Genomic DNA, 17,851 nt, shown 5'->3' with positions numbered 1-17,851 from the left:
TTCGCGATGGGGGCAGGTTCCGCGCCGACGGCGCCGCGGCGGGCGCGGTCAGCAGTTGCGGAGGAAGCGGTCGAGAACCCGCACGCCGAACTGTAGTCCGTCCAGCGGAACCCGCTCGTCGATGCCGTGGAACAGGCCGGAGAAATTGAGGTCGGCCGGCAGCCGCAGCGGCGCGAACCCGAAGCAGCGGATGCCGAGTGGGGAGAACGCCTTGGCGTCGGTGCCGCCGGAGAGCATGTACGGCACCGGGTGCGCGCCCGGGTCCTCGGCGCGCAGCGCGGCGGACATCTGCGCCACCAGGTCCCCGTCGAACGTGGTCTCCAGGGCCGGCTGGCGCTGCACGTACTCGATCGCGATGTCCGGCCCGACCAGCTCCCGCAACTGCCGTTCCAGCTCCTCGCTCTGCCCGGGCAGGCTGCGGCAGTCGATGGTGGCGGTGGCCCGGCCGGGGATGACGTTGTCCTTGTAGCCGGCGGCCAGCCGGGTCGGGTTGGCGGTGTTGCGGATCGTCGCGCCGATGATGTTCGCGATCGGGCCGAGCTTGGCGATCGCGGTCTCCGGGTCGTCCGGGTCGATCTCGATGCCGAGCACGTCGGAGACCTCGGCCAGGAACGCGCGTACGGTGTCGGTCATCACCATCGGGAAGCGGTGCCGGCCGATCCGGGCGACCGCCTCGGCGAGCGCGGTCACCGCGTTGCCGTCGTGCATCATCGAGCCGTGTCCGGGCCGTCCCCGGGCGTGCAGGCGCAGCCAGTCGATGCCCTTCTCGGCGGTCTCGATCAGGTAGAGCCGGCGCTGCTCGTCGACCGAGTAGGAGAAGCCACCCACCTCGCCGATCGCCTCGGTGCAGCCGTCGAACAGGCCCCGGTGGCGCTCGGCCAGGAAGTGCGCGCCGTAGTCGCTGCCGGCCTCCTCGTCGGCGGTGAGGGCGAGCACGATGTCGCGGCGGGGTCGGACGCCGGCGCGCTGCCAGCCGCGCACCACGGCCAGCACCATGGCGTCGAAGTCCTTCATGTCGATCGCGCCGCGGCCCCACAGGTAGCCGTCGCGGATCTCGCCGGAGAACGGGTGCACCGACCACTCGTCCGGGTCGGCGGGCACCACGTCGAGGTGGCCGTGCACCAGCAGCGCGTCCCGGTCGGGCTCGGTGCCGGGGATGCGGGCGACCAGGTTGGCCCGCCCGGGCGCCGACTCGTGGATCTCGGCGGCCACGCCGACCTCGGCGAGCTTCTCCGCGACGTACTCCGCCGCGCGTCGCTCCCCCACGCTGGTGTCGTTGTCCCCGGTGTTGGTGGTGTCGATGCGCAGCAGGTCCCGACAGAGGTCCACGACCTCGTCGGTGGGCTCGGGTGAGGCGGAGGTCGTCATCGCTTCCTTATACCAGTCGGACCGGTCGCGGCGGCCGGCGCGGTGCGGCCCGGTTTCGCCCGACGCGCGGCAGGGTAACGCCGAACATCGATTCCGGCCACCACGATTCCGGCCACCCACGAGGAGGGCACCATGACCGTCCCCCTGCCGCCGCTCCCACCCGCCGCCGACGACAGGTACCGGCCGGGTGGGCGGAGCCTGGCCGACCTCGTGGACGCCGAGCACCGTGCGCTGCTCGACCTGGCCGACCGGGTGACCGACGCCGGGCTGGACCCGGCCGGCCGCGCTCGGGTGCTGGACGTGCTGACCGCCGCGGTGTCGCGGCACCTCTCCGCCGAGGAGCAGTACCTCTTCCCCGCCGCCCGGGCCGCGGTGCCGGAGAGCGCCGAGCTGGTCAGCCGGGAGATCGAGGCGGACGCCGCGCTGCTGACCGCGTTGAAGGGGCTGTCCGGTCCGGACGACGCGGCGCTGGCCGACGTGGCGGAACGGGTCCGCCGGCATGTCAGCCGGGTGGCCGCGCTGGTCACGCCGCTGCGCGAGGTGGCCAGCGACGCCGAGTTGATCCGGTTGGGCAACCGGTGGGAGATCGCGGAGGAGGCGGCGCCCACCCGGCCGCACCCGGGCACCCCGGCCACGCCGCCGTGGAACAAGATCGTCGAGCCGGCGGTGGGGGTGCTGGACAAGGTGCGCGACGCGGTCAGCGGGCGGCGGACCCGCCTGGCCGACCTGGAGCCCCGCCGGGAGGCCTGAGCCGATCCGCCCCTTCCCGGACACCCGTTCGTGGTCCTACCGTCACCGTATGAATCTGGAGCTGCGACACCTGCGGGTGGTCTGCGCGATCGCCGAGACGGGGAGCGTCACCAAGGCGGCGTCCCTGCTCGGGTTGGCCCAGCCGGCGCTGACCGCCCAGCTCCAGCGGATCGAGCGGGTCCTCGGCGGGCCGTTGTTCGAACGGGACCGCCGGGGTGCCCGGCCCACCGCGCTGGGTGAGCTGGTGCTGGACCGGGCCCGGGTGCTGCTGCCGGCGATGAAGGGCCTGCAGGACGAGGCGGCCCGGCTGGCCGGCGCGGGCGACCCGCTGCGCCGCTACCGGTTCGGCGGGGTGAACAGCCCGATCCTGGGCCGGCTGGTGCACCGGCTCGCCGCCGAGCGCGCCGACGCGCAGATCTCCACGTACGCGTCGTGGTCGGTGGACGAGCTGGCCCAGTTGGTGGCCGGGGGTCGGCTCGACTTCGCCCTGGCCGGGGTGTGCGGGGACGCGACGCCGTCGCCGGTGTTCGGATTGAGCTGGCGGGAGGTGGCCGTCGACCCGGTCTTCGTGCTGCTGCCGCAGACCCATCCGCTGGCCGCCCGCGACGAGATCGACCTGCTCGACCTGCGCCGGGAGCAGTGGGTGGCCGCGCCGGGCGACGGCTGCTTCGGCGACTGCTTCGCCGCCGCCTGCGCGCGCGCCGGCTTCACCCCCCGCAAGGTGTACGAGGCGGACGTGCGGGCCGCGCTGGACCTGGTGGACGCGGGCACCGCGGTGGCGCTGTGCCAGGCCACCTTCCGTCCGGTGGCGGGGCTGGTGACCCGCCGGCTGGCCGGGGTGCCGCTGCGCTGGCGGTTGCTGTTCGGCTGGCATCCGGAGGCGCCGGCCGCGGTGGTGGCCGAGCCGGTGCTGGAGCAGGCGGTGGCGGCGTACACCGACGCGTTGGCCAACCATCCGGACTATCTGGGCTGGCTGTTGGCCCATCCGGACTTCGGCGTGCAGCCCACCGGCACCGGTGGGGTGCGAACCGCCTGAACGCGGGTATCACCGGCGGCATGACTGATCTGTATCCGGCCGCCGACCAGCGGGAACTGCTGCGCCGGGCGGCTGCCGCGCACACCGCCGCCGCCGCCGACGTCGAGGCGTTCCTGCGCCGGCTGCCCGAGGTGCCGGACCCGGCGGACGTCACCGAGTACGCCACCCTGCTCAGCCGGGAGGAGCGGGCGCGGACGGACCGGCAGGCCGCGGCCGACGCCGCCGGGCTGGAGCTGCCCAGCATGGAGTCCGAGTAGCTCCGGCCTGGGCGAACGCCCCGAGCGAGGCGCGGGCCGTGCGGCCGGGACCGGCTCCGGGCGTGTCGCGTCCGGACAGCGAGTTCGGTCGGGAGCGGTATACCGCAGAGGCATAATCATGCCTGTGCGGTATACCGCTCCCGACCGCATCCATCTCCCGGCGTCGTCACTCACCGCGACGAAGGCCGGCGGTTGCGGACGCGCGGAGTCAGCGTTCCACCAGCACGTCGTGACCGAGGTCGAGCAGCGCGTGCCGCCACTCGTCGTCGGCGGCGCCCCGGTCCGGCCGGTCGGCGGCGAGTTCCCGGATCCGGGTGATCGCCTCGCGCATCACCTCGATGTCCTCCGGGGTCAGGTCCACCTTGCGCTTGCGCAGCACGGCGAGGATCTGCCGGCCGGGTTCGGGCAGGTCCAGGTCGGGGCCGGGGCCGAACGCCTCCTCCCCCGACCCGCGGGTCAGCAGCCACTGCCGTAGCTGCTCGGAGGGAACGTTCACCTCGGCGTGGAAGTCGTCCCAGATGATCTCGACCTCGGGGTCGAGTCGCGCCTCGCGTACCATCACGCCTCCTTTCCCGGCGGCGGCCCGGACGGTTCCGGCTCGCCCTCGCCGCTCGGTGTCTGCGGGGTCAGTCCCTCCGGTGGCACCCGGACCCGGGACGGGTTCGCCGTCGGCGGCGCCTCGATCGGTTCACCGGCCGCGGCGTCCTCCCGGGTCTCCTCGGGTTCGGTCATGTCCGCCCTCCGATCCTTGCGCCCGTCGGATCACCGGGGATGGGAGGTGGTGGCGGCCGAGTAGCCGCGCTCACCGGCGGACACGTCGAGGACGAGCTGGTCGTCGCGGGCGTCGACGGTGACCTTCTGGCCCGGCGAGATCTCGTTCTCCAGCAGCATCCGGGACAGCCGGTTGTCGAGTTCGCGCTGGATCACCCGGCGCAGCGGGCGGGCCCCGAACTCCGGCTGGTAGCCGTGCTCGGCGAGCCAGTCGACGCCGGCGGTGCTGATCTCGACCTGGATGTCCTGGGCGTGCAGCCGGCGGCGGGTCTCCTCCAGCAGCAGGCCGGTGATCTCCCGGAGCTGCTCGGCCTCCAGCCGCTGGAAGATGATCACCTCGTCGATCCGGTTGAGGAACTCCGGGCGGAAGTTCTCCTGGAGCCGGCGCATCAGCCGGTCCCGCAGCTCGGTGGACTCCTGTTCGCCCGGCTCGCCGGTGGCGAACCCGACCGTGCGCTGGGTGCCGGTGATCAGCTCGGAACCGAGGTTGCTGGTCATGATCAGGACGGTGTTCTTGAAGTTCACGGTCCGGCCCTGGCTGTCGGTGAGCCGGCCGTCGTCGAGCACCTGGAGCAGGATGTTGAACACATCGGGGTGCGCCTTCTCGATCTCGTCGAGCAGCACCACCGCGTACGGGCGGCGGCGGACCGCCTCGGTGAGCTGGCCGGCCTCCTCGTAGCCGACGTAGCCGGGCGGGGCGCCGACCAGCCGGCTGACGGTGTGCCGTTCCTGGAACTCGCTCATGTCCACCCGGACCATCCGGTCCGCCTCGCCGAACAGCGCCTCGGCGAGCGCGCGGGCCAGCTCGGTCTTGCCGACGCCGGTGGGGCCGAGGAACAGGAAGCTGCCCATCGGTCGGTTCGGGTCGGCCAGGCCGGTACGCGAGCGCCGGACCGCCTCGGCGACCGCGCCGACCGCGTCGTCCTGCCCGATCACCTTCTGGTGCAGGTGCCCCTCCAGGCGCAGCAGCCGGTCACGTTCCTCCTCGGTGAGCTGGGTGACCGGGATGCCGGTGGCCCGGGACACCACCTCGGCGATCTCCTTCGGACCGACCTCCGGCACGTGGTTGGGGCCCTCGTCGCCGCGGGCGCGACGGATCTGGTCCTCCAGCTCGGCGAGCCTGTCGCGCAGCGAGGAGGCGCGTTCGTACTGCTCGTCGGAGACCGCCTGTTCCTTGTCCCGGCGTACCTCGTCGAGCTGCTGTTCCAGGTCGCGGACGTCGGAGGCGGGGGTGCGGGTGCGCAGCCGGACCCGGGCGCCGGCCTGGTCGATCAGGTCGATCGCCTTGTCCGGCAGGAACCGGTCGGTGACGTACCGGTCGGAGAGTTCGGCGGCGGCGACCAACGCCTCGTCGGTGAAGCGGACCTGGTGGTGCGCCTCGTAGCGGTCGCGCAGGCCGCGCAGGATGGCGACGGTGTCCTCGACGCCCGGCTCGGGCACCAGCACCGGCTGGAACCGGCGGGCCAGGGCGGCGTCCTTCTCGATGGTGCGCCGGTACTCGTCGAGCGTGGTCGCGCCGATCACCCGCAGCTCGCCGCGGGCGAGCGCCGGTTTGAGCATGTTGGACGCGTCCATCCCGCCCTCGCTGCCGGCGCCGCCGGCCCCGACCAGCGTGTGGATCTCGTCCAGGAAGATGATCAGCTCCTCGCGGTGGGCCCGGATCTCGTCGATCACCTTCTTCAGGCGTTCCTCGAAGTCGCCCCGATAGCGGGTGCCGGCGACCAGGCCGGAGAGGTCGAGCTGGATGACCCGTTTGCCGATCAGGGTCTGCGGCACGTCGCCGTCGCAGATCCGCTCCGCGAGGCCCTCCACGATGGCGGTCTTGCCGACGCCGGCCTCACCGATCAGCACCGGGTTGTTCTTGGTGCGCCGGGACAGGATCTCCACCGCCTGCTCGATCTCGTCGGCGCGGCCGATCACCGGGTCGATCTGGTCCAGCCGGGCCAGCTCGGTGAGGTCCTGCCCGTACTGGTCGAGGGTGGGCGTGCCGCGGTCCGGACGCGGGCCGTTCGCGGCGCCGCGCTCGGCGCTGGCCGCCTGCAACGACTCCGGCTGGATCCGGCCGGCGGCCAGCATCCGGCCGGCCGGCGACTCGGGGTTGAGCGGCAGCGCCATCAGGATGTGCTCGGGGCCGATGTAGTTGGCGCCCATCGCGCGGGAGAGCTGGTGGGCGTCGAGCAGCGCCCGTTTCGCGGCCGGGGTGAGCGACAGGTTCGGCGGCACCTCGCCGCCGGGCGCGCCGCCCTCGGCGCGTCCGCCCAGCGCGTTGACCAGCGCGTCCGGGTCGGCGCCGGCGCGGCGGACCAGATCCCGCAGCGGCTCACGCTGCAACGCGGCCCAGAGCAGGTGGTCGGTGTCCAGGTCGTTGCTGTGCTTCTGGGCGGCCCGCCGGGCCGCGTCGGCCAGCATCTCCCGGGCGTCGGCGGTCATCAGGCGGGTGATGTCCACCCGGTGGGCCGGCCGGCGACCGCCCTCGCCCCGACCGAAGTACCGGGCCAGGAACTCGTCCCACGGGTCGTTGCCGAAGTCGCCGGGTCCCATCATGTTTCGTCCTCCGCAGTCGGTCGGCACGACCGGGACGCGGCACGCGCGACACGGTCGGCGGTGGCTACCCGGCGGTGTGCGCGACAAACGCCCGCGGATGGCAGGCTGGGCGGATGGAGAGCAGACCGCTGCTGGTGGTGGACGGCGCGAACGTGGTGGGCTCCCGGCCGGACGGCTGGTGGCGCGACCGGGCCGGCGCGGCGGTGCGGCTGCGCGACGCGCTGGCCCCGCTGGCCGGCGTCGGCGTGCCGCCGGAGCTGCCGCCGCCGGTGCAGGTGGTGCTGGTGGTGGAGGGCGCGGCCCGGCACGTGGCGCCGACGCCCGGGGTCGACGTGGTGTCCGCGGCCGGGTCCGGCGACGACACCGTGGTGGAGCTGGTCGCCGCCGCGCCGGAGCGCCGGCGGGTGGTGGTCACCGCGGACCGGGAGCTGCGGGCCCGGGTCAGCGCGCTGGGCGCGGAGGTACGCGGCCCGCGCTGGCTGGGTCGCTGACGCCCGAGTCCCGTCAACGGGACCAGAGCGACCGCCGGCGGGACCGCCGACCCGGCGGCTGCCCGGCCTTCCCGCACGTCAGGGCCGCAATCGGACACCCGGGCAGGAACGGCGCGAGGGTGGATGTTCGCCCACCCGATGGGATGGGTTGTAATGGAGATCTCCCCTGCCCCCAGGAGGTCCTTGTGGCGAGCGTCGCCGAGCTGAAGGCCGCCATCGATGTCGCTCTCCAGCAGATCGGCGACGGCCAGACAGCGGTGCAGGCGGCCGGCGAGAAGCTGGCCGAGGCGCAGCAGACCCTGGCCGGCGCGCTGGAGGGCAGCGGCCACGAGACCGTCGAGGCGGCCCAGGCCTCGCTGACCCAGGCCAGCCAGGAGCTGGAGGAGTGCCTCGCCGCGACACTGGTGGCGGTGGAGCAGGCGCAGCTCTACGTCGCGACGCTCTGAAGGGCCGGCCGTGTCCATCGTCGAGGACATCGGCGCGCAGGTCCGCGCCGCCGCCGAGGAACTACCGCTGGCGCAGCTCGCCGCCGCGCTGGAGAAGCTCGGCCAGGCACAGGAACGACTGCGCTGGGTGCGCCAGGAGTCGGCCGACCCGATGGGCGTGCCGGAGCTGACCGCCGCCACCGAGCACGCCGAGACCGCCGGCTACGCGCTGCGCGTGGCCCAGGAGCAGCTCAGCGCGTACCTGGCCGCGATCGGGCTGGCCGCCGACGGCGTGCCGGCCGCGACGTCGGGCGAGCGGCGACCCCGGCACGACGCGCCACGTGGCGAGGCCGCGCCCGCGCCCGGCCCGGCGCCCGACCCGGGCGAGCAGCCGGCGGTACGCCGCTGGTGGGCGGTGCGGGTGGCGGAGCTGACCGGGGGGCGGGAGGGCGCGCCGGACGAGCCGGACGAGCGCGTCGAGAACGCCCACGAACTGCTGCGCCGGGTGGTGGTCGGCATCCGCTCCGGCGACCGGGACCGGCTGCACGCCGAACTGCGGCGGGCCCACGCCGACGTCGGGCTGGGGCTGGCCGCGATCGCCCCGCCGATGCTGCGCGACCTGGCCGGTGAGCTGCTCGGCCACCCGCCCCGTGCGGACGACCTGGCCCGGCTGCGCCGCGAGCTGGACGGGCGGGTCCGCGACCTGCTGCCCGGGCTGCCGCCGCCGGTGCTGGACACGCTGCTCACCCGGATCTGCCGGATGCCCCCGCCGCGCCGCGACGACGGGCAGGAGCAGCCGCACGCGGCCGACCCGGCGGTCACCGCCGGGGTGCTCACCGCCGTACTGCTCGACCGGCTCGGCCGGGACCTGCCGAAGGACACCGAGGAACGGGAGCCGTCGCGTGGCTGACGTCCGCGCCCAACTGGTGACGCGGGTCCGGGGCATGCTCTCCGAGGCCCTGGGCGCCACCCGGAACCGGCTCACCGCCGCCGAGGCGGAGCTGGCCGCCGGCCGGGAACGGCTGGCCCGTACCCGGCGCGCCGCCGCGGCGGTGCCCGGCCGGGTCGGCACGGCCCGCGACCGGCGGCTCGCCGAGATCGACGCCCGGCACACCGCCCGCCTGGCCGAGCTGGCGCGCCGCGCCGCCGCCGCGGCCCAGCGGGAGTCGCCGGGCGCGGCGTCCGCGCCCTGGGACCGGTGGACGGTCACCCCCGCCGGCCGGGCCGAGCCGCCGGGCGCGGTCCGGATCGGCACGGTACGCATCACCGGCGCCGAACCGGTGCCGGCGCTGGTCCCGCTGCTCGACGCCGGGCACGCGCACCTTGCCGGCGGCGACCGGGACGGCCTCGCCGCGGTGGTGCCCGCGCTGCTGCTGCGCTCCGTCGGCCGGGCCGACCCGGGCGCGGTCCGGCTGCACGGCTACGACCCGGAGCACCTGGGCGGCGGCCTGGCCGGGTTCGCGCCCCTGGGCACCGCCGGCCTGCTCACGTTCGTCGGCCCGGGTGGGCTGGGCCGGCTGCTGGACGACCTGGTGGAGCAGATCCGCCGGATCAACGCCACGGTGCTGGCCGGCGAGTACGCGTCCCTGCGGGAGCTGGCCGCCGCCACCGGCCGGCGCCCGGAGCCGTGGCGGGTGGCGGTGCTGCTCGGCGGCGACGAGCTGTCCCGGCACGAGCGCGGCCAGCTCGACCGGGTGGTCCGCACCGGTGCCGCGTGCGGGGTGCACCTGGTGGTCCGCGGCATCGACCTGCCCGACGACCCGACCGTCACCCGGATCGTGGTGGATCCGGACGACGCCCGCATCGCCGGGCTGCCGGTGGTGCTCGACGCCCCGCCACCGCCCACCCTGGTCACCGAGACCTGCCGGACGGTCGCCTCCCGGGTCGCCGCCGGGCCGCCGCCGACGCCGTTCACCGATCTGCTTCCCCCGCCGGACGACTACTGGCGGGAGGACTCGGCGCACGGGCTCACCGCGCCGATCGGCGAGGGCCCGCACGGGCGGCCGGTGCTGCTGACGCTCGGCGACTATCCGCCACACGCGTTGATCGGTGGCCCGTCCGGCACCGGCAAGACGAACCTGATCTTCGCGTGGATCGGCGCGCTCGCCGCCCGCTACTCCCCCGCCGAGCTGGAGTTCTATCTGCTCGACTTCAAGGAGGGGGTGTCCTTCGCCCGGTTCGCCCAGGGCCGGCGCGACCCGAGCTGGCTGCCGCACATGCGGCTGGTCGGCATCAACGTCAACACCGACCGGGAGTTCGGCCTGGCGCTGCTGCGGTTCCTCGCCGAGGAGCTGCGCCGGCGGGCCGACGCGGCGAAGAAGCACGAGGTGACCAAGCTGGCCGAGCTGCGGGCGGTGGACCCGAGCGGGCACTGGCCGCGGATCGTCGCGGTGGTCGACGAGTTCCAGGCGCTGCTCGCCGGCCGGGACGTGGTCGCCCGGGAGGCCGCCGACCTGCTGGAGGACCTGGCCCGGCGGGGTCGCTCGCAGGGCATCCACCTGGTGCTCGCCTCCCAGGACGTGCGCGGCATCGAGGCGCTCTGGGGCCGGCCCGCGCTGGTCGCCCAGTTCACCCTGCGGATCGCGTTGCCGAAGGCGCTGCGCATCCTGGCCGAACGCAACGACGCCGCGCAGTCGCTGCCCCGCCACCACGCCGTGGTCAACGCCGAGTCCGGCCTGGCCGAGGGCAACGAGGTGGCCCGCATCCCGTCGGCGAGCGACTGGGAGACCTGGAGCGAGTTGCAGCACCGGCTGTGGCGGATGCGTCCGCAGGATGCCGCGCCGGCCCGGCTCTTCGACGGCGACGCGATCCCCCGGCTGGCCGAGGCGCCGGACTTCCGTGCCCTGACCGCGCCGGAGCAGGGCGCGCCGCGCAGCCCGGTGGCGCTGCTCGGCGAGATCATCGACGTGCAGTCGCGCTCGGCGGCGCTGCGGCTGCCCCGGGCGCCGGGCCGCAACCTGGCCGTGCTGGGCACCCGGGTGGACGAGGCGTGCGCGGTGCTCGACGCCGCCGCCCGCTCGCTGGCCCGGCAGTACCCGCCCGGCGCGGCCCGGTTCTCCATCGCCTGCCTCGACCCGGACGCCGACCCGGCCGCCCGCGCGCTCTACGAGGACCTGGCCGGCGACGCCTCCTGGTACGACGAGGAGACGGTCGCCGAGCTGATGGCCGAGGTGGGCGACGGGCTGGGCGCGCCGGGCACCCCGCGTACCCCGCACTTCCTGCTGCTGTACGCGGTGGACGCGGCGGCCGGGGCGCTGGCCGGCAAGGCCGGCGCCCGGACCGGGCTGGAGCAGCTGCGCCGCATCCTGCACGACGGGCCCGAGCGGCGGACCCACGTGCTGGCCTGGTGGCGCGGCGTGGCCCGGATGCGGGCCGACCTGGGCGGCGCCGGCGCGCGCACGGACCAGATCGGCGCGTGGGTGGCGCTCGACGTGCAGGGCGGTGAGCTGGGCTCGTCGCTCTACCCGGGCAGCGGCGGGCCGGACTGGTATCCCCGGCCGTGGCGCGGTCTCTACTTCGACCGCGCGGTGCACCGCACCGGACAGGTGATCATCCCTTATGGTCCCTCCCGATGAACGAGCCGGTCTCCAGTGAGACGTACCCCGCCCAGATCCGCCGACTCGCCGAGCTGACCGCCCGGGTGGCCGCCCAGCGGGCCGAGGCGCACACCTGGTACGCCCAACAGGTCTCCGCCGCCGACCGGGCGGTGGCCGAGGCGGCCGAGGCGGTCCGGCTCGCCGAGGCGGAGCTGGCCGAGGCCCAGCGGATGGTGGACCGGGTGGACGGCGAGGTGACCCACCTGTGGGCGCAGCTGCGGGCCCGGCTCGGCGGCGGCACTCGGCGCCTGGGCGACCCGCCCGGGCCGGTACGGGACGCCGCCGGTGACCCGGTGCCGCTGCTGCGCGGCGTACGGGAGCTGCTGGAGCGCACCGGGACGCCGGGCGAGTTGCCCGGCTCGGTGAACCCGCTGCTGATCGCGTGCGGGGTCGGCGGCGCGCTGGTGGCGTTCCTGCTGGGGACCGGGGCGCGGGCGCTGGGCGCCGGCTCGGGCGGTGACCTGGCGGTCGGCCTGCCAGTGCTGGCGCTGGTGGTGACGCTGCTCGGCCCGCTGGTGGGCCTGGCGCCGGCCCGCCTGTTGGCCGACCGCCGGCACGCGGTGCTGACCCCCCGACCGATGATCCTGGTGGCCGCCAGCGGCCTGGCCACCACGCTGCTCCTGCTGACGGTCACCTACACCCGCTGACCCCCGGTCAGGCGGGGACCAGGACCGCCTCCTTGAGCAGGCGGCGGGTGAGGACCAGGCGGTCGGCGTCGTCGTCCAGGCCGGGCAGGTCGCCGACCCGGGTGGCCGCGCCGGTGAGCAGCGCGCGCAGCGCCGGCTCGCAGGTGCCGGGCAGCGTGAGCGTGCGGTCGGTCAGGCGCAGCGCGACCGTGCCGGCGTCGGTCCGGGTGAGCTGCCAGCGCAGGCCGTCCCGGAGCGCGACCCGGCTGTCCGGGACGAGGCGGGCCAACGCGTCGGCCTGCGCGAGAGGGCGGATCGGGGCCGGTCGGGCGGCCGGCCACACCCGCGACCGCAGCCGCGCGGCCACCGCCGCCGGGTCGGCCCGCAGCAGCCAGTCGCGCAGCGCCTCGACGGTCTCGGTGAGTTCCGGCTCGATCGCGTCCGGGTCGGCCAGGTCGAGCCCGAACGGCAGGCCGGCGCGCAGCCGGGCGTCCTCGGCGGCCAGGGCCAGCAGCTCCTCCACCATGGCGTACCGGGTCAGCGCCCGGATGCCCACGGTCAGGTGCAGCGAGCTGGACTCCTGCGCCTGGGCGCTGTGCAGCCAGCCGCGCGGCAGGTAGAGCGCGTCACCCGGCTCCAGCACCACGTCCAGCGCGGGTCGGCCGTCAGCGGTGGCGGCGACCTCGTCGGCCCGGCCGCCCCACGGCTGGCGCTCCAGCGGGTCGGCGAGCACCGGCGGGTGGATGCGCCAGTGCTTACGGCCGTCGACCTGGAGCACGAACACGTCGTGGGTGTCGTAGTGGGTGGCGAAGCCCTGGCTGCCGGCCGGCGTCAGGTAGGCGTTGACCTGCAACGGCTGGGCCAGCGCGGCGCCCAGGTCGCGGGCCAGGTCGACGATCGCCGGCCAGGTGCGGTGCAGGCCCTGGAGCACCAGGGTGGCGCCGTCGGCGTAGAGCGCCAGCACCTTCTCGTCCAGCACCTGGTCGCCGATCTCGGCGCCGGCGCCACCGCCGCCGGTGTACCGCGCCGCCGGCACGAGCTGGCCGTCCTTGGCCACCCGCAGGAACGGGGTACGCAGGCCGCGGCGGCTGAGCAGCTCGTCGGCGTCGGCGGGGCTGAGCAGGTCGGTGAAGCCGTCCGGGTTGGGCAGGTCGGCGGCCCGGGACAGCAGCGGGCTGCGCCCCCAGTGGTCGGCGGCGAACTTGGCCGGCTCGACCGCCACGCAGCGGGCCAACGCCGCGTCGGCGGAGGACGAACCCGCCGGGTGGCCGTGGCCACCCGGCGGGTCGACGTGCGGGAGGCTCATCGGTCAGGCGCTGCCGTCGGCGCCACCGTCGTGCTGACCCGGGGTCGCGCCGCCGTCGGCCGGACCCTCCGCGCCACCGTCCGCGCCACCGTCGTGCTGACCCGGGGTCGCGCCGCCGTCGGCCGGACCCTCCGCGCCACCGTCCGCGCCACCGTCGTGCTGACCCGGAGTGGCACCGCCGTCGGCCGGACCCTCCGCGCCACCGTCCGCGCCACCATCGTGCTGACCCGGGGTCGCACCGCCGTCGGCCGGGCCCTCCAGGCCGCTGCCGCCGCTGGTCTGGATGTCGTCGTCGTTCAAAGCCATGGGTGCTCCCTCGGTGTGCCGCCCCGCGTGTTCCCGGGGTCCGTGTGCGACGGGTGGTACCCCACGTCCGATCGTCTCTAACCCCACCGTAGACGCCCGAACCCGGGCGCACGGACGGTTCGTGCCGAAGGGCGGCCGGGCCCGGTCGGTGCCAGGATGGCCACCCGGGGACACGCGCGAGGAGGTACGCGGGTTGATCGTGGTCGGCACGTCGGGCCGGGCTGCCGGTCTCCCGGACGCCGACGGCCCGCCCCGCCGAGGGGGCGGGACGGACCGGGGTGGGGCCGGCTCAGGGAATGAGCTGAGCCAGGTCCCGCGGCATGGCGGACTTCACGTCCTGCCACTCGCCCTGCGTGACGTGCCGGCGCAGCGTGTCCAGCACCACCTGCACCACCCGCTGCGGGCCGCCCGACACGTCGTACGGGAAGCCCTGCCGGACCTCGTAGAGGAAGTCGTCGCGGTTGAGCTTGATCGGCACATGCTCCGGCTGCCAGCCGTCGAAGTAGATGCCGCGCAGCAGCACCGGCAACTGTTGGGCGAACTCGGCGCTCTCCGGCACCGGCAACCGGTCGCGCAGCAGGTGCAGCACGGTGCGCAGCGCCGCGTACGACTGGTTGCGGCGCTCCGGCGGCCAGCCGTACGCCGACTCGATCTCCTTCAGGATCACGTTCGTCTTGTCCAGCGAGGACTCGAACGCGGACATCAGCTGTTCAGCCATCCGGCTCACCCCCGGGTGTCGGTCTCCCAGCGTCGGTCGTCGGCGCGTCGCGGTGGGCCGCTGGGCCCCCGCCACAGCCGGGTCGGGCTGAACCGGCCGGGCCGCCCGCTCCGCTCCGGCGGCACGTCGGCGCTGCCGACCACGTGCAGGACGCCGCCACGGCGTCGATCCGCCACCACCCGTACCGTCATGACCCCACCTCCTCGTCGGGGCGCGCGGGCCGGTGCGTCCGCGCGCACCGTCCATGCTGCGGGGCGGCCGGGTGAGCCGGCCTCACCCGGAGCGGGTGAGCGCGCGGAACCTCAGGCCGCGCGTCGCTCGCGGGTCTGCTTGCAGGCCACACAGGAGGTGGCCGACGGGAAGATCTCCAGCCGCTCCACCGGGATCGGCGCGGCGCAGCCCTCGCAGAAGCCGTACGTGCCCTCGTCGAGTCGGGCCAACGCGCGCTCGAACTGGGCCCGCCGATCCAGGATGGTGCGCAGCAGGGACTGGGCGGTGTCCCGCTCGGCGGTCTTGGTGCCGCTGTCGGCCTGGTCGTCGCCGGCGGTGTCGCCGACCTCGACCAGCCGCAGCACCTGACTCTGCATCACGGCCTGGTCGTACTCCGCGGTCAGCTCGTCGTACCGGGACCGCAGGGACTGCCGGATCTGGTCGACCTCCGCCTGGGAGCGGCTCGTGGCTGTCGTGTCGTGGACGAGCATCGCTGCCTGCCTTTCCTGCGGCTCGACCCGGCCCTGCGGCGATGCCGACGGCCCGGTCCGAACGGGAACGCACGGGCGAGATCGCCCGTGCTCTGTGAGCCGGGCGATTACCCCTGCCCTCGGCGGGCCAAACCGGAGATTTCCTGGCACTTTCCCGTGAGTTCGGACCGCCTGGTCAGGCCGGTTCCACGAGCGCCGGGTGGCGCGGGTCGTCGGCGCGGACCACCACGTCGGCGAAGGAGGCCGGGTCGACCTCGTCGGCGTAGCGGGCGAACGCCGGCAGCGTCCAGCGCCACGCCGGGTCGGTGCGCCGGGCCAGCGCCGCCGGGGAGAGCACCAGGTGCACGGCGACGTCGAACGCCAGCGTGCCGCCGAGCAGCAACGCGCCGCTGACCAGGACCACCCCGCCGGCCGGCAGATCCTGGTACGGGGCCCGGCTGGCCCGGTCCGCGTCGGCGTCCCAGAGCGACGGCAGCACCCGGCCGGTGCCGCCCGGGCCGGCCGGGTCGAGCACCTCGCGGCGCAGGCCCGGCTCGTCGAGCCATCCCTCGTAGTACGCGTCCGGGTTGGTGCGGCCCTGCTCCAGGCGGACCGAGGCGGGGCGGAGGAAGTCGGCGGCGCGGACGTGCAGGGCCGGCCGGCCGGCGGCGCGCAGCGGGTCGACGAGCGCGGCGGCGAGCGCGTCCGGCCCGGCGGCGGGCGGCCCGTCGACGGCCACCCGCAACCGGCCGGACGCCTCGGTGCGGGCGAGGCGGCCGGTCAGCTCGGCGACAAGCCGGTCGGGGCTGATCGGGCGGACACGCATCCGTCCATCCTGCCCGCCCGGCGGCGTCGGTCCACCACCGGTTCGCGTCCGGGCGGTCGGGGCTCCGTCCGGTCCGCGGTCGTCGGTGGCGGGCGTGGTGGTCAGCCGGTGCGGTCGATGGTCACCCGGGCGTCGTCGGCGAGCCGGTAGCCGACGCCGTAGACGGTGGTGACCAGCGGGACGTCCACCCCGACCTTGCCGCGCAGCCGGCGCACGTGCACGTCGACGGTGCGGACGCCGGCGTGCTCGTACCCCCAGACCGCGTTGAGCAGTTGCAGCCGGGTGAACACCCGGCGCGGATGGGCGACCAGGTGCAGCAGCAGGTCGAACTCCAGGCGGGTCAGCGGCAGCGGCTCGCCGTCGCGCAGCACCGACCGGGAGGACGCCAGGATGTGCAGCGTCGGGATGGTCGGGGCCAGCGGACGTGCCGGGCTGCGCCCGGCCGGCACGTCGGGTCGGCGGTCCGCGCCGGCGGGGCCGGTGCTGACCACCGCGTCGCCGCGTTCGAGCAGCTCGCGGGCCGCGTCGAGGAGCCGGCGGGCGGCCGGGGTGAGCGACTCCTCGCAGGCCAGGGGGATGTTGAGGGTGACGGTGAGCACGGGGGTGGCGGCGTTGGCGGGGCGACGCTGGCCGCCGGGCGGACGGCCGGGGACCGCGGGTTGGGACGTATGCCATCCGGCGCGCGACGAGGCGGGGCTGACCGACATGGTCCTCCTTGGCTGGTCCGGGTATCTCCCCACGGCCCGGGACGCCGCTTCATCGATGCTTCCCGGCGCTTGTGCGAGGGTCAAGGGGCCACTGCGTTGCATGAATGTGACAATTGGCGAACACATCGGAGCCGAGTGCTCGCTCTGCGTACGAGGTCCGTTGATTACAGCAGAGCGACGACACGCGCCGGTACGGGGGGTCCCCGGCCGGTTCACAATGGCGGGTGCGACGGCGACGTGAACGCGGCGCACCCGGGATCCGGGTGCGCCGCGGGTCGGTCCGGGCCGGCTCAGGCGTCGCGGTCCACCTCGATCGGGGCGTCGTCGGCGAGCCGGTACCCGACGCCGTAGACGGTGGTCACCAGTGGCGTGTCCGGGCCGAACTTGGCCCGTAGACGTCGGACATGCACGTCCACGGTGCGGGCCACCGCGTGCTCGTAGCCCCAGACGTTGCTGAGCAGTTGCAGCCGGGTGAAGACCCGACGCGGGTGCTCGGCGAGGAAGAGCAGCAGGTCGAACTCGATCCGGGTCAGGCCGACCTCGACACCGCCGTGCCGGACCCGTCGGGTGCCGGTGAGCAGGCGTATCCCGCCCGACCCGGTGGCCGGTGACGCCGGCGCCGGCCCGGCCGGTGGCGTGGGGACGCGGCGCAGGTCGAGCACGGCCCGGGCGGCCCGGTGCTCGTCCGGGCGGACCAGTCCCTCCCCGGAGGCGGCCAGCTCGTCCAGCAGGTCGGCCAGCCGGGCCAGGCCGGGCGTGAGCGGACCGGCACTGAGATCGAGCGTGATGGTCAGGGTGGGTGCGGTACGCGGCCGGGACGCCGGCGCCCGGTCGGGGCGGCCGGTGCGGGCCGGACGGGTGTTGAGGGCGACGACGGACATGGGAGCCTCCTGTGCGGGCGGTCGCCCCGCCCCGCCGGGTGCGGCGGAACGGTCAGCGGAGCGCCCGGCCGGCGGTGACCGGGGGCGCGGTGGACGAGGGTCGGGGCGGCGGGGTGGGGCCGAGGGTGGGCAGGCCGGCGATGCGCCAGGCCGCGAAGCCACCGGCCACGTCGGTGGCGCGGTGCAGTCCGAGGTCCTGGAGGGCGGCGGCGGCCAGCGACGAGGTGTAGCCCTCCTGGCAGAGGACGACCACCGGCACGTCGTAGTCGACCGCCTGCGGCAGGCGGGCGGCGCACCGCGGGTCGAAGCGCCATTCCAGGACGTTGCGCTCGACGGTGAGCGCGCCGGGCACGGTGCCGTGCGCGGCCCGCTGGCCGGCCGGGCGGATGTCGACGAGCAGCGCACCGCCCCGGTGGGCGAGGTGCGCCTGCTCAGGGTCGAGGCGACACAGTCGGGTGCGGGCGGCGGCGAGGATCTCGTCGATGCCGCGCGAGCCGGACGGAGGGACCGGACAGCTCTCGGCGGGGGCGGGGTTCTGCGCCATGGTGGCGTCCTTCCGTTCG

21 protein-coding genes are annotated in these 17,851 nt (G+C 75.4%); 8 read left to right on the top strand and 13 right to left on the bottom strand.

The features are described 5' to 3' along the window. Positions 1-48: 48 nt before the first annotated feature. Positions 49-1,368, bottom strand: a complete 1,320-nt coding sequence (locus tag C8054_RS05140) for a M20/M25/M40 family metallo-hydrolase (RefSeq protein WP_107155554.1) — start codon at positions 1,366-1,368, stop codon at positions 49-51. Positions 1,369-1,500: 132 nt separating this feature from the next. On the opposite strand from C8054_RS05140, the gene C8054_RS05135 reads away from it, so the two are divergent. From C8054_RS05135 to C8054_RS05125, 3 genes are read left to right on the top strand one after another with little or no spacing between them, the layout of a single operon-like run. After that, positions 1,501-2,118 carry a hemerythrin domain-containing protein gene (locus C8054_RS05135; RefSeq protein WP_107155553.1) on the top strand — a complete coding sequence of 206 codons (618 nt, stop codon included), beginning with the start codon at positions 1,501-1,503 and terminating at the stop codon, positions 2,116-2,118. Positions 2,119-2,167: 49 nt separating this feature from the next. Further along, a complete protein-coding gene (locus C8054_RS05130; protein WP_107155552.1) occupies positions 2,168-3,154 on the top strand; it encodes a LysR family transcriptional regulator in 987 nt (328 codons plus the stop codon). 20 nt (positions 3,155-3,174) lie between these two features. After that, the gene (locus C8054_RS05125) at positions 3,175-3,411 is read left to right on the top strand and encodes a hypothetical protein (protein WP_107155551.1); all 237 of its coding nucleotides are present in this window, start codon (positions 3,175-3,177) and stop codon (positions 3,409-3,411) included. Positions 3,412-3,619: 208 nt separating this feature from the next. Here the strand turns inward: C8054_RS05125 and C8054_RS05120 are convergent, their stop codons facing one another. From C8054_RS05120 to C8054_RS05115, 3 genes are read right to left on the bottom strand one after another with little or no spacing between them, the layout of a single operon-like run. Then, a complete protein-coding gene (locus C8054_RS05120) occupies positions 3,620-3,970 on the bottom strand; it encodes a DUF3140 domain-containing protein (protein WP_107155550.1) in 351 nt (116 codons plus the stop codon). Further along, a complete protein-coding gene (locus tag C8054_RS32220) occupies positions 3,970-4,143 on the bottom strand; it encodes a hypothetical protein (protein WP_199199538.1) in 174 nt (57 codons plus the stop codon). Before C8054_RS32220 ends, C8054_RS05120 begins: the two co-directional genes overlap by 1 nt. Before the next feature lie 30 nt (positions 4,144-4,173). Then, positions 4,174-6,726 (bottom strand): ATP-dependent Clp protease ATP-binding subunit, encoded by a 2,553-nt coding sequence (locus tag C8054_RS05115; protein WP_107155549.1) that lies wholly within the window; start codon positions 6,724-6,726, stop codon positions 4,174-4,176. A gap of 113 nt (positions 6,727-6,839) precedes the next feature. Here C8054_RS05115 and C8054_RS05110 point away from each other — a divergent pair, with 113 nt between their 5' ends. From C8054_RS05110 to C8054_RS05090, 5 genes are all read left to right on the top strand, one after another. Then, positions 6,840-7,217: a hypothetical protein gene (locus tag C8054_RS05110; protein ID WP_107155548.1), complete on the top strand. Its 378-nt coding sequence runs from the start codon at positions 6,840-6,842 to the stop codon at positions 7,215-7,217. A 185-nt stretch (positions 7,218-7,402) separates the two neighbouring features. Then, positions 7,403-7,663, top strand: coding sequence for a hypothetical protein (locus C8054_RS05105; RefSeq protein WP_030504016.1), 261 nt, complete (start codon positions 7,403-7,405; stop codon positions 7,661-7,663). Between the two features lie 10 nt (positions 7,664-7,673). Further along, entirely contained in the window at positions 7,674-8,552 is an 879-nt protein-coding gene (locus C8054_RS05100; protein ID WP_107155547.1) for a hypothetical protein, read from the top strand. Further along, the gene (locus C8054_RS05095) at positions 8,545-11,217 is read left to right on the top strand and encodes an FtsK/SpoIIIE domain-containing protein (protein ID WP_107155546.1); all 2,673 of its coding nucleotides are present in this window, start codon (positions 8,545-8,547) and stop codon (positions 11,215-11,217) included. The genes C8054_RS05100 and C8054_RS05095 overlap by 8 nt, the downstream gene beginning before the upstream one ends. After that, positions 11,214-11,885 carry a hypothetical protein gene (locus tag C8054_RS05090; RefSeq protein ID WP_107155545.1) on the top strand — a complete coding sequence of 224 codons (672 nt, stop codon included), beginning with the start codon at positions 11,214-11,216 and terminating at the stop codon, positions 11,883-11,885. The genes C8054_RS05095 and C8054_RS05090 overlap by 4 nt, the downstream gene beginning before the upstream one ends. A gap of 7 nt (positions 11,886-11,892) precedes the next feature. On the opposite strand, the gene C8054_RS05085 is transcribed toward C8054_RS05090, so the two are convergent. The 9 genes from C8054_RS05085 to C8054_RS05045 all read right to left on the bottom strand — a co-directional run bounded on the left by C8054_RS05085 (position 11,893) and on the right by C8054_RS05045 (position 17,832). Then, entirely contained in the window at positions 11,893-13,170 is a 1,278-nt protein-coding gene (locus C8054_RS05085; protein WP_107155544.1) for a cupin domain-containing protein, read from the bottom strand. 3 nt (positions 13,171-13,173) lie between these two features. Then, positions 13,174-13,476: a hypothetical protein gene (locus tag C8054_RS05080; protein ID WP_107155543.1), complete on the bottom strand. Its 303-nt coding sequence runs from the start codon at positions 13,474-13,476 to the stop codon at positions 13,174-13,176. Between the two features lie 289 nt (positions 13,477-13,765). After that, positions 13,766-14,194, bottom strand: coding sequence for a DUF2267 domain-containing protein (locus C8054_RS05075; RefSeq protein ID WP_107155657.1), 429 nt, complete (start codon positions 14,192-14,194; stop codon positions 13,766-13,768). Positions 14,195-14,199: 5 nt separating this feature from the next. Next, a complete protein-coding gene (locus tag C8054_RS05070; protein WP_107155542.1) occupies positions 14,200-14,385 on the bottom strand; it encodes a hypothetical protein in 186 nt (61 codons plus the stop codon). Between the two features lie 111 nt (positions 14,386-14,496). Then, the gene (locus C8054_RS05065) at positions 14,497-14,895 is read right to left on the bottom strand and encodes a TraR/DksA C4-type zinc finger protein (protein ID WP_107155541.1); all 399 of its coding nucleotides are present in this window, start codon (positions 14,893-14,895) and stop codon (positions 14,497-14,499) included. A 175-nt stretch (positions 14,896-15,070) separates the two neighbouring features. Further along, complete coding sequence (locus tag C8054_RS05060; protein ID WP_107155540.1) at positions 15,071-15,700, bottom strand: uridine kinase; 630 nt, start codon at positions 15,698-15,700, stop codon at positions 15,071-15,073. Positions 15,701-15,801: 101 nt separating this feature from the next. Further along, positions 15,802-16,407 (bottom strand): winged helix-turn-helix domain-containing protein, encoded by a 606-nt coding sequence (locus tag C8054_RS05055; RefSeq protein WP_107155539.1) that lies wholly within the window; start codon positions 16,405-16,407, stop codon positions 15,802-15,804. A gap of 290 nt (positions 16,408-16,697) precedes the next feature. After that, positions 16,698-17,288 carry a winged helix-turn-helix domain-containing protein gene (locus C8054_RS05050; RefSeq protein ID WP_107155538.1) on the bottom strand — a complete coding sequence of 197 codons (591 nt, stop codon included), beginning with the start codon at positions 17,286-17,288 and terminating at the stop codon, positions 16,698-16,700. Between the two features lie 52 nt (positions 17,289-17,340). Continuing rightward, a complete protein-coding gene (locus C8054_RS05045; RefSeq protein ID WP_107155656.1) occupies positions 17,341-17,832 on the bottom strand; it encodes a rhodanese-like domain-containing protein in 492 nt (163 codons plus the stop codon). Positions 17,833-17,851: the final 19 nt, after the last annotated feature.

The sequence above is a fragment of the Micromonospora sp. RP3T genome, assembly GCF_003027925.1.
Taxonomy (GTDB): domain Bacteria; phylum Actinomycetota; class Actinomycetes; order Mycobacteriales; family Micromonosporaceae; genus Micromonospora.
This window is presented reverse-complemented; position numbering and strand designations above follow the sequence as displayed.

Coding starts and splice junctions, on each gene's coding strand:
- C8054_RS05060 (WP_107155540.1), bottom strand. CDS start 15,700: ATGCGTGTCCGCCCGATCAGCCCCGACCGGCTTGTCGCCGAGCTGACC.
- C8054_RS05125 (WP_107155551.1), top strand. CDS start 3,175: ATGACTGATCTGTATCCGGCCGCCGACCAGCGGGAACTGCTGCGCCGG.
- C8054_RS05070 (WP_107155542.1), bottom strand. CDS start 14,385: ATGACGGTACGGGTGGTGGCGGATCGACGCCGTGGCGGCGTCCTGCAC.
- C8054_RS05065 (WP_107155541.1), bottom strand. CDS start 14,895: ATGCTCGTCCACGACACGACAGCCACGAGCCGCTCCCAGGCGGAGGTC.
- C8054_RS05090 (WP_107155545.1), top strand. CDS start 11,214: ATGAACGAGCCGGTCTCCAGTGAGACGTACCCCGCCCAGATCCGCCGA.
- C8054_RS05055 (WP_107155539.1), bottom strand. CDS start 16,407: ATGTCGGTCAGCCCCGCCTCGTCGCGCGCCGGATGGCATACGTCCCAA.
- C8054_RS05120 (WP_107155550.1), bottom strand. CDS start 3,970: ATGGTACGCGAGGCGCGACTCGACCCCGAGGTCGAGATCATCTGGGAC.
- C8054_RS05115 (WP_107155549.1), bottom strand. CDS start 6,726: ATGATGGGACCCGGCGACTTCGGCAACGACCCGTGGGACGAGTTCCTG.
- C8054_RS05045 (WP_107155656.1), bottom strand. CDS start 17,832: ATGGCGCAGAACCCCGCCCCCGCCGAGAGCTGTCCGGTCCCTCCGTCC.
- C8054_RS05050 (WP_107155538.1), bottom strand. CDS start 17,288: ATGTCCGTCGTCGCCCTCAACACCCGTCCGGCCCGCACCGGCCGCCCC.
- C8054_RS05085 (WP_107155544.1), bottom strand. CDS start 13,170: ATGAGCCTCCCGCACGTCGACCCGCCGGGTGGCCACGGCCACCCGGCG.
- C8054_RS05135 (WP_107155553.1), top strand. CDS start 1,501: ATGACCGTCCCCCTGCCGCCGCTCCCACCCGCCGCCGACGACAGGTAC.
- C8054_RS05075 (WP_107155657.1), bottom strand. CDS start 14,194: ATGGCTGAACAGCTGATGTCCGCGTTCGAGTCCTCGCTGGACAAGACG.
- C8054_RS05130 (WP_107155552.1), top strand. CDS start 2,168: ATGAATCTGGAGCTGCGACACCTGCGGGTGGTCTGCGCGATCGCCGAG.
- C8054_RS05110 (WP_107155548.1), top strand. CDS start 6,840: ATGGAGAGCAGACCGCTGCTGGTGGTGGACGGCGCGAACGTGGTGGGC.
- C8054_RS05140 (WP_107155554.1), bottom strand. CDS start 1,368: ATGACGACCTCCGCCTCACCCGAGCCCACCGACGAGGTCGTGGACCTC.
- C8054_RS05080 (WP_107155543.1), bottom strand. CDS start 13,476: ATGGCTTTGAACGACGACGACATCCAGACCAGCGGCGGCAGCGGCCTG.
- C8054_RS32220 (WP_199199538.1), bottom strand. CDS start 4,143: ATGACCGAACCCGAGGAGACCCGGGAGGACGCCGCGGCCGGTGAACCG.